General features: G+C 73.4%; 12 protein-coding genes. 9 read left to right on the top strand and 3 right to left on the bottom strand.

Annotated features, from left to right (window positions below; all coding sequences use genetic code 11):
* Positions 1-116 precede the first annotated feature (116 nt).
* Positions 117-791 (bottom strand): FadR/GntR family transcriptional regulator, encoded by a 675-nt coding sequence (locus ACFUK0_RS15720; RefSeq protein WP_380250310.1) that lies wholly within the window; start codon positions 789-791, stop codon positions 117-119.
* 116 nt (positions 792-907) lie between these two features.
* Here ACFUK0_RS15720 and ACFUK0_RS15725 point away from each other — a divergent pair, with 116 nt between their 5' ends.
* The 3 genes from ACFUK0_RS15725 (at position 908) to ACFUK0_RS15735 (ending at position 3,072) form a co-directional block, all read left to right on the top strand.
* Positions 908-2,233: a CynX/NimT family MFS transporter gene (locus ACFUK0_RS15725; protein WP_380250312.1), complete on the top strand. Its 1,326-nt coding sequence runs from the start codon at positions 908-910 to the stop codon at positions 2,231-2,233.
* Between the two features lie 72 nt (positions 2,234-2,305).
* Positions 2,306-2,428, top strand: a complete 123-nt coding sequence (locus ACFUK0_RS15730) for an SGM_5486 family transporter-associated protein (protein WP_380250314.1) — start codon at positions 2,306-2,308, stop codon at positions 2,426-2,428.
* 116 nt (positions 2,429-2,544) lie between these two features.
* Positions 2,545-3,072, top strand: coding sequence for a SixA phosphatase family protein (locus ACFUK0_RS15735; protein WP_380250316.1), 528 nt, complete (start codon positions 2,545-2,547; stop codon positions 3,070-3,072).
* A gap of 75 nt (positions 3,073-3,147) precedes the next feature.
* Here ACFUK0_RS15735 and serB read toward each other — a convergent pair whose 3' ends face one another.
* On the bottom strand, positions 3,148-4,410 hold the full coding sequence (gene serB, locus ACFUK0_RS15740) for a phosphoserine phosphatase SerB (protein ID WP_380250318.1): 1,263 nt from the start codon (positions 4,408-4,410) through the stop codon (positions 3,148-3,150).
* 237 nt (positions 4,411-4,647) lie between these two features.
* Here serB and ACFUK0_RS15745 point away from each other — a divergent pair, with 237 nt between their 5' ends.
* The 3 genes from ACFUK0_RS15745 to ACFUK0_RS15755 all read left to right on the top strand — a co-directional run bounded on the left by ACFUK0_RS15745 (position 4,648) and on the right by ACFUK0_RS15755 (position 9,218).
* Complete coding sequence (locus ACFUK0_RS15745; protein ID WP_380250320.1) at positions 4,648-7,221, top strand: FHA domain-containing protein; 2,574 nt, start codon at positions 4,648-4,650, stop codon at positions 7,219-7,221.
* A 154-nt stretch (positions 7,222-7,375) separates the two neighbouring features.
* Positions 7,376-8,572, top strand: a complete 1,197-nt coding sequence (locus tag ACFUK0_RS15750; RefSeq protein ID WP_380250322.1) for a GAF domain-containing sensor histidine kinase — start codon at positions 7,376-7,378, stop codon at positions 8,570-8,572.
* Positions 8,565-9,218 carry a response regulator gene (locus ACFUK0_RS15755; protein WP_380250324.1) on the top strand — a complete coding sequence of 218 codons (654 nt, stop codon included), beginning with the start codon at positions 8,565-8,567 and terminating at the stop codon, positions 9,216-9,218. Before ACFUK0_RS15750 ends, ACFUK0_RS15755 begins: the two co-directional genes overlap by 8 nt.
* Before the next feature lie 38 nt (positions 9,219-9,256).
* On the opposite strand, the gene ACFUK0_RS15760 is transcribed toward ACFUK0_RS15755, so the two are convergent.
* Complete coding sequence (locus tag ACFUK0_RS15760) at positions 9,257-10,057, bottom strand: hypothetical protein (RefSeq protein ID WP_380250325.1); 801 nt, start codon at positions 10,055-10,057, stop codon at positions 9,257-9,259.
* A gap of 216 nt (positions 10,058-10,273) precedes the next feature.
* On the opposite strand from ACFUK0_RS15760, the gene ACFUK0_RS15765 reads away from it, so the two are divergent.
* From ACFUK0_RS15765 to ACFUK0_RS15775, 3 genes are all read left to right on the top strand, one after another.
* The gene (locus ACFUK0_RS15765) at positions 10,274-11,065 is read left to right on the top strand and encodes an ABC transporter ATP-binding protein (RefSeq protein WP_380250327.1); all 792 of its coding nucleotides are present in this window, start codon (positions 10,274-10,276) and stop codon (positions 11,063-11,065) included.
* Positions 11,066-11,208: 143 nt separating this feature from the next.
* Entirely contained in the window at positions 11,209-11,631 is a 423-nt protein-coding gene (locus ACFUK0_RS15770; protein ID WP_380250329.1) for an NfeD family protein, read from the top strand.
* An 11-nt stretch (positions 11,632-11,642) separates the two neighbouring features.
* The gene (locus ACFUK0_RS15775; protein ID WP_380250331.1) at positions 11,643-12,659 is read left to right on the top strand and encodes an SPFH domain-containing protein; all 1,017 of its coding nucleotides are present in this window, start codon (positions 11,643-11,645) and stop codon (positions 12,657-12,659) included.
* The last annotated feature ends 184 nt before the right edge of the window (positions 12,660-12,843 follow it).

The raw sequence follows: 12,843 nt of genomic DNA on the forward strand, positions 1-12,843 counted from the left end.
ACCGGCAGCGGCACTGCCCGGCACCGGCTCTCACGAGCGGGTGCCGGGCAGTGCCTTTTCCGCGCTCCCGCAGAACATCCGTCCGGTCGGCCCTCCGCCGGCCGGCCCTCGGCCGGTCAGCCCTCGGCCGGGCGACAGGAGCCGATGGCGCGGCCGGCCTCGACCGAGGCGCGGGCCGCGTCGCCGGCCCGGATGGCGTCGATGATGCCGTCGTGGCCGACGTAGCGTTCGGCGACCAGCTCGGGCCCGACGTCGTGGCGCAGGTGGGCCCGCATGACCTCGCCCAGGTCCGCGTACACGGCGGCGAGCACGTCGTTGTGGGCGGCGGCCACCACGGCCTGGTGGAAGGCGGCGTCGGCCTGCACGAAGTCCTCCGCGTCACCCGAGGACCAGGCGCTCTCGCGGCGCGCGAGCGTGCTCCCCAGCAGGTCCAGGTCGCGCCCGGTGCGCCGGCCGGCGGCGAGCCCGGCGGCGGACATCTCCAGGGTGGAGCGCAGCTCGGCGACCTGGACCTGGTCGGCGTCGGCGAAGCGCCGGTGCATCACGCCGGCCAGCTCACTGGTGGCCATGACGTAGGTGCCGGAGCCCTGCCGGATGTCCAGCAGCCCGTTGTGCGCGAGCGCCCGGACGGCCTCCCGGACGGTGTTGCGGGCGACCCCCAGCTGCTCGACCAGGGCGGCCTCGGTGGGGATGCGGGAGCCCACGGGCCACTCGCCGGAGGTGATCTGGGTGCGCAGTTGCGCGATCACCTGGTCGGACAAGGGGGTGCGCCTCGGAGAGGTCAGCGCCACGGGGGGCTCCTCGCGGGTAGATCGGATCGGGCCATCATGCCAACAACGGGGGCTGCTGCGCCCGGCCGCCGTGAAGGGGGTGCGCTAATTCATCCCATCATTCTATGATGTCGTCCATGTCCACCGCAGACTCCCCCGCCGACGCGCGCACCGCTCCCCGGCCGGCCGCGCGCACCGAGCCCGCCGCCGGGCCCCGCACCGAGCCGCCCGCCGGGCCCGGGCACCGGCCGGAGCGCCGCGCCAGGTTCCTCACCGTGCTGTTCGCGGTCGCCGTCGCGGTGGCCGCGTTGAACCTCCGGCCGGTCGTCACCAGCCTCGGCCCGCTGCTGGAGCGCGTCCGCGAGGACCTCGGGATGAGCGCCACCCTCGCCGGACTGCTCACCGCCCTCCCCTCACTCTGCTTCGCCGCCTTCGGCTTCGCAGCCCCGGTGCTGGCCCGCCGGATCGGCCCGATCGCGGTGGTCACCGCCGGCATGGGCGCGATCACCCTCGGCCTGGTGGCCCGCTCCTTCGCCGGCGGGACGGCGGTGTTCCTGCTGCTCACCGCGGTCTCGCTGGCCGGTGTGGCGGTCGCCAACGTGCTGATCCCGGTGGTGATCAAGCGGTACTTCCCCGGGCAGGTCGGCCCGATGATCGGCCTCTACTCGATGGCCCTGTCGGCCGGCACGGCGCTCGCCGCGGCCGTCACCGTGCCGCTGACCTCGGCCATGGGCGGCGGCTGGCGCCTCGGCCTGGGCATCTGGGCGGTGGCCGGCGCGATCGCCCTGGTGCTCTGGCTGGCCACCCTGCTGACCCACCGCGAGAAGGCCGGCGGGCACTCCCGGTCCGCCGAGCGGCTGCCGATCACGCGCAGCCGGACGGCCTGGGCGCTGGCCGGCTTCTTCGGGCTCCAGGCCACCGGCGCGTACGTCACGATGGGCTGGATGCCGAAGATCTTCCAGGACGCCGGCATCTCCGAGGGCACCTCGGGCGTGCTGCTCGCGGTGACCATGGTGGTCGGCGTGCCGGTCTCCTTCGTCCTGCCGAACTGGGCGGCCCGGCGCGGGGACCAGCGGATCTTCGTGGTGGTGCTGGCGGCCTGCGGCATCGCCGGCTACAGCGGTCTCGCGCTGGCACCGGCCGGTGCGCCCTGGCTGTGGGCCGCGCTGATGGGCCTGTCGAACTGCGCGTTCCCGCTGGTGCTGACCATGATCGGGCTGCGGGCCCGGAGCGCGGGCGGCGTTGCCCAGCTGTCCGCCTTCGCCCAGGGCATCGGCTACCTGATCTCGATTCCCGGCCCGATCCTGATCGGCAGCCTCTACCAGGCGACCGGCGAGTGGTACCTGCCGATGGGCCTGCTGGCCCTGCTGCTGGTGCCGCAGATGGCGCTCGGGCTGCGGGCGGCGCTGCCCCGCACCATCGAGGACGAGGTCGGCCGGGCCGCCGCGCCCGCCGCCCGCTGAGCGGTCGGCCCGGGGCCGCCGTCCGAGGGGGCCGGGCCGGGGGCCGCCGGGGGTGGATGGGAGACTCGGGACATGCCCGTACTCGAACCCAACCCCACCGACGGCCACAAGAAGCTGGCCCAGATCGCCGGTCTGATCGTCGGCATCGTCGTCCTGCTGGCCGTGGTCGCGATCGTCGCGCGGAACGTCGGCTGATCCGGCCCGGCTGCGGCTGACGTCCGGCCCCGCCGCGGGCGATCGGCCCACTCCTGAGAGTGGTGCTGACCGCAGCGCCGCGCCCGGCGGCCGGTTTTCTGCCAAGCTTGCTGGGTATGAGCGCCGACACGCCCCGCAGGATCATCGTCCTCCGTCACGCCAAGGCCGACTGGCCGAACCAGGTCGACGACCACGAGCGACCGCTGGCCGACCGCGGCCGACACCAGGCGCCGGACTCCGGCCGCTGGCTGGCCGACTCCGGCATCAACCCCGACTACGTGCTCTGCTCGACCGCCCTGCGCACCCGGGAGACCTGGAAGCTCGCCGTGCACGAGCTGCCGCACCGGCCCGCGAAGACGGTGTACGAGGACCGGGTCTACGACGCCAGCCCCGGCGAGATCATCAAGGTGCTCCAGGAGACCCCGGACGACTACGCCGACCTGGTGCTGGTCGGCCACAACCCCGGTGTGCTCGGCCTGACCCAGGTGCTGGCGGGCGACGAGGGCGACCGGGAGGCGCTGGAGCGGCTGCGCCTCGGCGGCTTCCCGACGGCGGCCATCGCGGTGCTGGCGTTCAGCGGCCCGTGGAAGGCCGTGGAGCCCGGGGTGGCGGAGCTGGTGTCGTACCACACGCCGCAGGACTGACACGCGGGACGCACTGCGGAAGGGGCGCGAGGATCGGCTCCTCGCGCCCCTTCCGCACTGCTCACCGCCCCTGCTTCACTCCGTCGGGGTGCCGTCCAGGGCGTCGGCCGCCTCGACCTCCTCGCGGGTGATCCCCAGCAGGTAGAGCACCGTGTCCAGGAACGGCACGTTGACCGAGGTGTCCGCGGCCTCGCGGACCACCGGCTTGGCGTTGAAGGCCACCCCGAGGCCGGCCGCGTTCAGCATGTCCAGGTCGTTGGCGCCGTCGCCGATCGCCACCGTCTGCTCCAGCGGCACCTTCGCCTGCTCGGCGAAGCGGGCCAGCCAGCGCGCCTTGCCCGCCCGGTCGACGATCTCGCCCGTCACCCGGCCGGTGAACTTCCCGTCCGCCACCTCCAGGGTGTTGGCCGCCGCGAAGTCCAGCCCCAGCAGCTCGACCAGATGGTCGGTGACCTGGGTGAAGCCCCCCGACACGATCGCCACCTGGAAGCCGAGGCGCTGCAGCGTACGGATCAGCGTGCGGGCGCCCGGCGTCAGCCGGACCTCGGCCCGCACCTTGTCCGTCACGCTCGCGTCGAGCCCGGCCAGCAGCGCGACCCGGGCGCGCAGCGACTCCTCGAAGTCCAGCTCGCCGGCCATCGCGGCGGCCGTCACCTCGGCGACCTTCTCCTCGCAGCCCGCGTGCGCGGCGAAGAGCTCGATCACCTCGTCCTGGATCAGCGTGGAGTCGACGTCCATCACGACCAGCCGCTTGGCGCGGCGCTGCAACCCGGCCTGGACGACCGCGATGTCGAGCCGCTGGGCGGCGGCCTCCTGCGCGAGCTCGGCCCGCAGCACGTCGGTGGCGACGCCCGACACGGCCAGTTCCACGGCCGTCACCGGGTACTTGGCCAGCCGGAACACCCGGTCGATGTTGCCGCCGGCCGCGGTGATCCGGGCGGTCAGCCCGGAGACGGCGGAGGCGGTCAGCGGGTGGCCGAGCACGGTGACGTGCGAGCGGCCCTCGCGGCGCGGGCGGTTGTCGCCGGTGCCGGAGATGATCTCGGCCTGGAGCTTCAGCTCCTCGGCCCAGCGGTGCACGGTGACGCGCAGTGACCCCTCGGCGCCCGGCGAGCCGCCGGCCGGGGGAGTGGTCAGGGCGCAGAGGGTTATCCGGCCCCGGGTCACCATCTGTTCGATGTCGATCACGTCGACGCCGAACTCGGCGAGGGTGGCGAACAGCCCGGCGGTGATGCCGGGTCGGTCCTTGCCGAACACCTTGACGAGCAGGGTGCGCTCGTCCTCGGTCCGGGGCTGCGGGCTGGGGACGGGCTCAGCGGCCGGGGGCGATGCGTTCATGGTGGCTCCCACGCTACCCGGCGGCAGCCGTCGCCACGGCACCGGTCCGGCCCGTGGACGCGGCCGCACCGGTGCCGTGACGACGGCTGCCGCGAATCGTTGCCACCTGGTCACAGTCCGCGGGGTCGGCTTTCACCTACGGGCGCCGGACTGGAATGATTCCCCGCGTCGCATCACGCACATCACACCCCCGCAGGGGGCCAAATCGGGGGACCGAGAGAGCGGGGCAGGCGCGCAGTGCCGCAACTCGTCATTGACATCAACGGGCAACAGCGGACCCTGGAGCCGGGGCGGGCCTACACGATCGGGCGCAACCCGCAGGCCGACTTCCAGTTCGAGGACGCCCGGGTCTCCTGGCAGCACGCCACCATCTCCTTCAACGGGGCGGGTTGGGTGCTGGACGACCACGGCAGCACCAACGGCACGTACGTCGGAGGCGGCCGCACCCTGCAGGCGCAGCTCTTCCCCGGCGCGGTGGTCAACCTCGGCAACGGCGAGAACGGCCCCCGGCTGAGCTTCTCCGCACCCGCCCCGGCCCAGGCCCCCGCGCAGGCGCAGGCCTGGCACGACGCGGCGACCAACCGCAGTGCCGTCCCGGCCGCCCAGCCCTGGGCACCGCAGGCCCCGGTGCACCAGCCGCCCGTCCACCAGCCCCCGGTGCACCAGCCCCCGGTCCACCAGCAGTGGGACGCGCCCACGCCGCCGCCCGCCTTCCCGCAGCAGCACGGCGGCCCGCAGGGGTTCCCCGGGCAGGGAGTGCCGCCGCAGGCCGCGGCGCCGCAGCAGTCCGGCCCGCAGCCGACCATGATCCGCAACCTGGCCGCCGGGATGCGCACCGTCCGGATCGGCCGCGCGCTGGACAACGACATCGTCGTCTCCGACCTCCAGGTCTCCCGCCACCACGCCGAGCTGCGCCAGCTGCCCGACGGCCGCTACGAGATCGTCGACCTCGGCAGCCACAACGGGATCTTCCTCAACGGCCACCCCGTCCAGCGCCAGCTGATGGGCCCGCAGGACCGCCTGACCGTCGGCCACTCCAGCTTCGTGCTGGTCGGCGACCAGCTGCAGGAGTTCGTCGACACCGGTGCGGTCTCCTTCTCGGCCCGCCACCTGACCGTCGAGGTCGACTTCAAGGGCGGCAAGAAGGTCCTGCTCAACGACGTCAGCTTCGGCGTCCCGGAGAAGTCGCTGGTGGCCGTCATCGGCCCGTCCGGCTCCGGCAAGTCGACGCTGCTGCGCGCCCTCACCGGGTACCGCCCGGCCGACCGCGGCGACGTCCTCTACGACGGCCGCAACCTCTACAAGCAGTTCGCCGAGCTGCGCGCCCGGATCGGCCTCGTCCCGCAGTCGGAGATCCTGCACAAGGAACTCACCGTCCGCACCGCCCTCAAGTTCGCCGCCCGGCTGCGCTTCCCCGGCGACACCGAGTCCGCCGAGCGCGAGCGCCGGATCGACGAGGTGCTGTACGAGCTCCGCCTGGACAAGCGCGCCGACAACCGGATCACGGCGCTCTCCGGCGGTCAGCAGAAGCGCGTCTCGGTCGCCCTGGAGCTGCTCACCAAGCCGTCGCTGATCTTCCTGGACGAGCCGACCTCCGGCCTCGACCCGGGCATGGACCGCGAGGTGATGCAGATGCTGCGCACCCTCGCGGACGACGGCCGCACCATCCTGGTCGTCACCCACTCGGTGGCCGAACTCGCCCTCTGTGACAGGCTGCTGGTGATGGCGCCGGGCGGTTCGGTGGCGTACTTCGGCCCGCCGGACGAGGCCCTGCACTTCTTCGGCTACGAGACCTGGGCCGATGTCTTCCAGGCCTTCGAGAACTACCCGGACCACGACTGGGCCGGCCGCTACCGCGGGTCGGTGCACTACCAGCAGTACTCGGCGGACGCCGACTCGGTGGCCGCGCAGTCGCCGCAGATCGCCCGCGAGCAGATCCGGCCGCCGAAGCCGCAGAGCTGGGGCTCGCAGCTCTGGACGCTGGTCCGCCGCTACCTGGCGGTGATCGCCTCGGACCGGGGCTTCATCGCACTTTCCGTCCTGCTGCCGCTGGTGCTGGGCGGGGTGAGCGCGGTGATCCCCGACAAGTGCGGGCTGGCCGCCTGCGCGGGCACCGGGCGCAACGACGTGGCCCGGATGATCCTGCTGGTGCTGGCCTTCGGCGCCTGCCTGTCCGGCTCGGCGAACTCCGTCCGTGAGCTGATCAAGGAACGGGCGATCTACGAACGGGAACGCGCCACCGGCCTGTCCCGGTCCGCCTACCTGATGTCGAAGATCATCGTGCTCGGCGCGGTCAGCTTCCTCCAGGGCGGGATCATCTCCGCCATCGGCTTCGGCGTCCGCACCCTGCCCGACGAGGGCCTGATCTTCGCGCACGCGCCCGCCACCGAGATGGCGATCGGCATCATCCTGCTCAGCTTCACCTCGATGATGTTCGGCCTGGTCGTCTCGGCGCTGGTCAAGACCGCCGAGAAGACGATGCCGCTGCTGGTGATGTTCGCCATCGTGCAGATGGTCTTCACCGGTGCGATCTTCCAGCTCTTCCACAAGCCGGGCCTGGAGCAGCTGGCCTGGCTGATGCCCGCCCGTTGGGGCGTCGCCGCGGCCGGCAACACCCTCGACCTGGCGCACATCTCCCCGGTCGTGGTCACCAGGCCGCCGGCCAAGCCCGAGCTGGACCCGCTGTGGGGCCACTCCGTCGGCTTCCTGATCCTCAACTGGATCGCGATGATCGTCCTCTCGGTCGGCCTCGCCTTCGCCGTCCAGCGCCTCCAGCGCCGGCACGAGCCCGAGGTCATGCGCCAGGGCTGATCCGCCCGCCGGCCCACCGCCCCGCACGGGCGGCCCTCCCACCCCGGGAGGGCCGCCCGTCGGCGTTCCGGCGGCCGGTCCTAGGCCTGCAGACCCGGGCCCGGCACGTCCGCGGACCGACGACCGGCCGCCGGCCCGGCGGTAGGTTGGCGGTATGCCGCCCGCGTCCAGTGAAGAACCCGCGCCGTCCTGCGACCCCTGTCTCGGCGGGATCGTGGCCGTCAGCAACGCGGTCCTGGCGATGAGCCGCCACCTGGAGGTGCGCGAGGTCCTGCGCCGGATCACCGCCTCCGCCCGCACCCTGCTCGGCGCCGAGTACGCCGCCCTCGGCGTGCCCGACGACCACGGCGGCTTCGCCCAGTTCGTGGTGGACGGCATCACCGACGAGCAGTGGCGGGCGATCGGCCCGCTGCCCCGCCAGCACGGGGTGCTCGCGGCGATGCTGCAGAAGTCCGGGCCGACCCGGCTCGCCGACGTCCGCAGGGCGCCGGACTTCGGGGGCTGGCCCGATGCGCACCCCGACATGCACGCCTTCCTCGGCATGCCGATCCTGGACGGCGAGGAGGCCGGCAGCGCCGACGGCGCCGGGCACGAGGTGCTCGGCGTGATCTTCCTCGCCAACAAGAGCGCCGGCGGCGGCTTCACCGACCGCGACGAGGAACTGCTCCGGATCCTCGCCGCGCACGCCGCCATCGCCCTCGGCAACGCCCGGCTCTACGAACGCAGCCGCGAACTCACCCTGGCCGGCGAACGCGCCCGGATCGCCCACGACCTGCACGACGCCGTCTCGCAGAAGCTCTTCTCCCTGCGGCTGACCGCCCAGGCCGCCGCCACTCTGGTCGGGCGCGACCCGGCCAGGGCCCGCGCCGAACTCGGCGAGGTCGCCCGGCTGGCCGCCGAGGCCGCCGACGAACTGCGCGCCGTGGTCGTCGAGCTGCGCCCGGCCGCGCTGGAGGAGGACGGCCTGGTCGCCACCCTCGCCTCCCAGGTGCAGGTGCTGGACCGTGCGCACACCGCCTCGGTCGCCTTCGGCACCGAGGGCGTGCGCGCACTGCCGGCCGGCCAGGAGGCGGCGGTGCTGCGGGTCGCCCAGGAGGCCCTGCACAACGCGCTGCGGCACTCCGGCGCCGAGCACGTCCTGGTCAGCCTGACCGGCACCGCCGCCCGGGGCGCCGTGCTCCGGGTCACGGACGACGGCCGGGGCTTCGACCCGGAGTCCGTCCGGCGGGCGGGCCGCCACCTCGGGCTGGTCTCGATGCGCGACCGCGCCGCCGCCGTCGGTGGCCGGCTCACCCTGGACTCGGCCCCCGGCAAGGGGACGGCCGTCGAACTGGAGGTCCCCGGTGCCTGAGAACCCGCTGATCCGCGTCCTGCTGGTCGACGACCACCAGGTGGTCCGGCGCGGCCTGCGCACCTTCCTGGAGGTGCAGGAGGACATCGAGGTGGTCGGCGAGGCGGCCGACGGCGCCGAGGGCGTCGCCAAGGCCCAGGAGCTCGGCCCCGACGTGGTCCTGATGGACCTCAAGATGCCCGGCGTGGACGGCATCGAGGCGCTGCGGATGCTCAAGGAGGGCGGCAGCACCGCCCGGATCCTGATCGTCACCAGCTTCACCGAGCACCGCACCATGGTCCCGGCGCTGCGGGCCGGCGCCGCCGGGTACGTGTACAAGGACGTCGACCCGGAGGCCCTGGCCGGTGCCATCCGCTCCGTCCACGCGGGTCACGTCCTGCTCCAGCCCGAACTCGCCGAGGCGCTGCTCTCGGAGGACGTCCCGCGCTCCCCGCAGGGCCGTGGCGCGGCCCTGACGGAACGTGAGCGCGAGGTGCTCGGCCACATCGCGGACGGCCGCTCCAACCGCGAGATCGCCCGCGGCCTGCACCTTTCGGAGAAGACCGTCAAGACGCACGTGTCGAACATCCTCATGAAGCTCGACGTCGCGGACCGCACCCAGGCCGCCCTGTGGGCGGTCCGCAACGGCGCGGCCCGCGAGAGCTGACCGCCCGGCGGGAGCCGGCGTGGCGCAGGTGCCGGGGGTCAGTCCGAGCGCTCGTCCACCAGCGCGTTGTACGCCGCGACCTGGGCCCGGCGGGCTGTCCGCTGCAGGGGGGCGAGCGCGGCCCGGCGGGCCGTCATCTCGGACGCGCTGACCGCCGCGCCGTGCCCGCCCGCGGCGATCGACAGCAGCGCCGTCACCTGCCGGGCCGACTCCAGCACCCGGACCGCGCGCGCCGGGTACCCCGGTGCCAGCAGCTCGGCGTGCTTGCGCCGGCGGTACGCCTCCAGCGCCCGCAGTGCCTGCGGGCCGGCCCCGGCCACGTCCAGGCGGGCCAGCAGCACGGTCGTCTCGCGCAGGCCGTCCGCCAGCTCGCGCTCCGCCTCGTGCAGCGAGGGCACGTCGGCGGGCGGCGCCTCCTGCACCTCGGAGCAGCGCCACAGCACGGTCGCCGAGCGGTCCCCCTCCGGCCCGAACACCTCGACCTCGGGGACCAGCCCCAGTGGCACGCCGACCGCCAGCACGGCCTCGCCCGCGCCCATCGCCCGCGTGTTGAACTCGGCGGGCCCGGTCAGCCCCAGCGGGTGGCCGGCCGCCGGCAGGGCGAGCCGCAGCCCTGTGACGCCGAGCACCCGGAGCCGTCCGAGTGCCCAGGTCAGGCCGTGCAGCTCGCCGGGGGCGTCACCGGGCAGGCCGGTCACCCGGTGGGTGTCGTCCTCGCCGAGGACGGCGGCGGCGGCGTTGTCGGGCGGGGCGAATCCGGCCAGCAGGGCATTGCCCCACGCGGTCAGGCGCCCTGATCGGGGCTCTTCGTACGGATTGTCGGCAGGTGTCACGAGCATCCGGCCAGCCTACGGAAATCTGTCCCACCCGGGTGGCGTAGGTTTGCCCTGTGCTGCGAGCGGCGCACCTCCTCCGTACCTGTCCGGCTGCTGGAGTAGGCTGCCCGCCCGCACCGCAGTCGAGACGAGTGGACCGCGCCCCGAGGACCCACGGCCAAGGCTTTCCTCGGTCAGTAGCCCCGGGCGGCCGAATTCTGTATTGGGGAAGGCGTAGGCATGAGCGACGTGCTGGAGCTGGTGGACGTATCCGTGGTCCGGGAGGGTCGCGAGCTGGTCGAGCAGGTTTCCTGGGCGGTCTCGGAGGGCGAGCGCTGGGTCATCCTCGGGCCCAACGGCGCCGGGAAGACCACCCTGCTGCAGATCGCCTCCACCTACCTGTTCCCGAGCAGCGGCAAGGTGACCGTGCTGGGCGAGAAGCTCGGCGAGGTCGACGTCTTCGAGCTGCGGGCCCGGATCGGCCTGGCCGGCTCGTCCATGATCGACAAGCTGCCCGCCGAGCAGACCGTCCTCCAGACGGTGCTCACCGCCGCGTACGGCATGACCGCCAGCTGGCGCGAGCAGTACGAGGAGACCGACGAGTTCCGGGCGCTCGCCCTGCTCGACCGGCTCGGCATGGCGGACTTCACCACCCGTAAGTTCGGCACCCTCTCCGAGGGCGAGCGCAAGCGCACCCTGATCGCCCGCGCGCTGATGACCGACCCGGAGCTGCTGCTGCTCGACGAGCCCGCCGCCGGCCTGGACCTCGGCGGCCGCGAGGACCTGGTCCGCCGCCTCGGCGCGCTGGCCCAGGACGAGTTCGCCCCGGCGATGGTGATGGTCACCCACCACGTCGAGGAGATCGCCCCCGGCTTCACCCACGTCCTGATGATCCGCCAGGGCAAGGTCCTGACGGCCGGCCCGATCGACACCGACCTGACCGCCCGCAACCTCTCGCTCTGCTTCGGCCTGCCGCTGACCCTGGAGCGCCACGGCGACCGCTGGTCCGCGCAGGGCCTGCCGCTCGGCTGAAGGACTCCTCCGGGCCGCCCCGGGGGAGTTCCGGGGAGTCCTGAACTCACTGAACCGGAGCCGGTCGCACGCGCGACCGGTTTCCGCCCATCCACCTGCGGGAACCTTCCGCCTCGAAGGCCCTACCTCCCTAGGATGGACACGTGGACAGCTGGATCTGGTGGCTCCTCGCCGCCGTCGCTCTGGGCATACCGCTGGTGATCACCGCGATGCCGGAGTTCGCCATGTTCGCGGTCGGAGCCGGCGCGGCCGCCGGCGTCGCGGGGCTCGGGGCGGGTGTCGTCTGGCAGGTCCTCACCTTCGTCGCGGTCTCCACCGCGCTGCTCGTGGTGGTGCGGCCGATCGCCTACCGCCAGCTCAAGAACGGCCCGCAGGTCAGGATGGGCATCGAGGCGCTCACCGGCGCCACCGCGGTCGTCGCGGAAACAGTCGACGGGGAGGGCGGGCGGATCAAGCTGAACGGCGAGATCTGGTCGGCCCGCGCGCTCAACCCCGGCAGCGTGTACCAGCCGGGGCAGCAGGTCGACATCGTCGAAATCCAGGGCGCGACCGCCCTGGTCGTCTAGGGGGAGAGTCCGTGGAACCCGTCCTTATCGTCCTGGTCGTCCTGGTCGTGGTGGCATTCATCGCGCTGATCAAGACGATCCAGGTCATCCCGCAGGCCAGCGCCGCGATCGTGGAGCGCTTCGGCCGCTACACCCGGACGCTCAACGCCGGCCTGAACATCGTCGTCCCGTTCATCGACCGGGTCCGCAACCGGATCGACCTGCGCGAGCAGGTCGTCCCCTTCCCGCCGCAGCCGGTGATCACCCAGGACAACCTGGTGGTCAACATCGACACGGTGATCTACTACCAGGTCACCGACGCCCGCGCCGCCACCTACGAGGTCGCCAGCTACATCCAGGCGATCGAGCAGCTCGTCATCACCACGCTGCGCAACATCATCGGCTCGATGGACCTCGAATCCACCCTGACCTCCCGTGAGGTCATCAACGCCGGGCTGCGCGGGGTGCTCGACGAGGCCACCGGCAAGTGGGGCATCCGCGTCAACCGCGTCGAGCTCAAGGCGATCGACCCGCCGACCTCCATCCAGGACTCGATGGAGAAGCAGATGCGTGCCGACCGCGACAAGCGCGCCTCCATCCTCACCGCCGAGGGCGCCCGGCAGGCCGCGATCCTGCGCGCCGAGGGCGACAAGCAGGCCGAGGTGCTCAAGGCCGAGGGTGAGGCCCAGGCCGCGGTGCTGCGCGCCGACGGTGAGGCCGCCGCCATCCGGACGGTCTTCGAGGCCATCCACGAGGGCGACGCCGACCAGAAGCTGCTCGCCTACCAGTACCTGCAGACCCTGCCCGAGATCGCCAAGGGCGACGCCAACAAGCTCTGGATCATCCCGAGCGAGATCGGCGACGCCATCAAGGGCATCGGCGGTGCCTTCAGCGGCCTGGCCGGCGGAGCCGCCCCCGTCGCCGCCCCGGCCGCCACCCAGGTCCCGCTCGACCCGGCGGCCGGCCCCCGCCCGGTCGACACCGAGAAGGGCACCGCCCGCCCCCGGGTCGACCGCACCCGCGAGTACCCGAAGATCGACCCGGAGTGACCCCGGGCGGCGCTGCCGCCCGAAGTCGTCCGACGCGACAGCCGCGACGCCCGCGAAGCCGAGGGCCCGCTCCCGAACCTGACCGGGGGCGGGCCCTCGGCCGTGCGAGCGGGCCCGGTCCGGGCACCCGCCGCCGTCCCGGACGACGGGCCCCGGTCCGGGCACCCGCCGCCGACCCGGACGA

This window comes from Kitasatospora sp. NPDC057223 (genome assembly GCF_042669755.1).
Classification (GTDB): domain Bacteria; phylum Actinomycetota; class Actinomycetes; order Streptomycetales; family Streptomycetaceae; genus Kitasatospora.

Coding starts and splice junctions, on each gene's coding strand:
- ACFUK0_RS15730 (WP_380250314.1), top strand. CDS start 2,306: ATGCCCGTACTCGAACCCAACCCCACCGACGGCCACAAGAAGCTGGCC.
- ACFUK0_RS15750 (WP_380250322.1), top strand. CDS start 7,376: ATGCCGCCCGCGTCCAGTGAAGAACCCGCGCCGTCCTGCGACCCCTGT.
- ACFUK0_RS15735 (WP_380250316.1), top strand. CDS start 2,545: ATGAGCGCCGACACGCCCCGCAGGATCATCGTCCTCCGTCACGCCAAG.
- ACFUK0_RS15725 (WP_380250312.1), top strand. CDS start 908: ATGTCCACCGCAGACTCCCCCGCCGACGCGCGCACCGCTCCCCGGCCG.
- ACFUK0_RS15760 (WP_380250325.1), bottom strand. CDS start 10,057: ATGCTCGTGACACCTGCCGACAATCCGTACGAAGAGCCCCGATCAGGG.
- serB (WP_380250318.1), bottom strand. CDS start 4,410: ATGAACGCATCGCCCCCGGCCGCTGAGCCCGTCCCCAGCCCGCAGCCC.
- ACFUK0_RS15765 (WP_380250327.1), top strand. CDS start 10,274: ATGAGCGACGTGCTGGAGCTGGTGGACGTATCCGTGGTCCGGGAGGGT.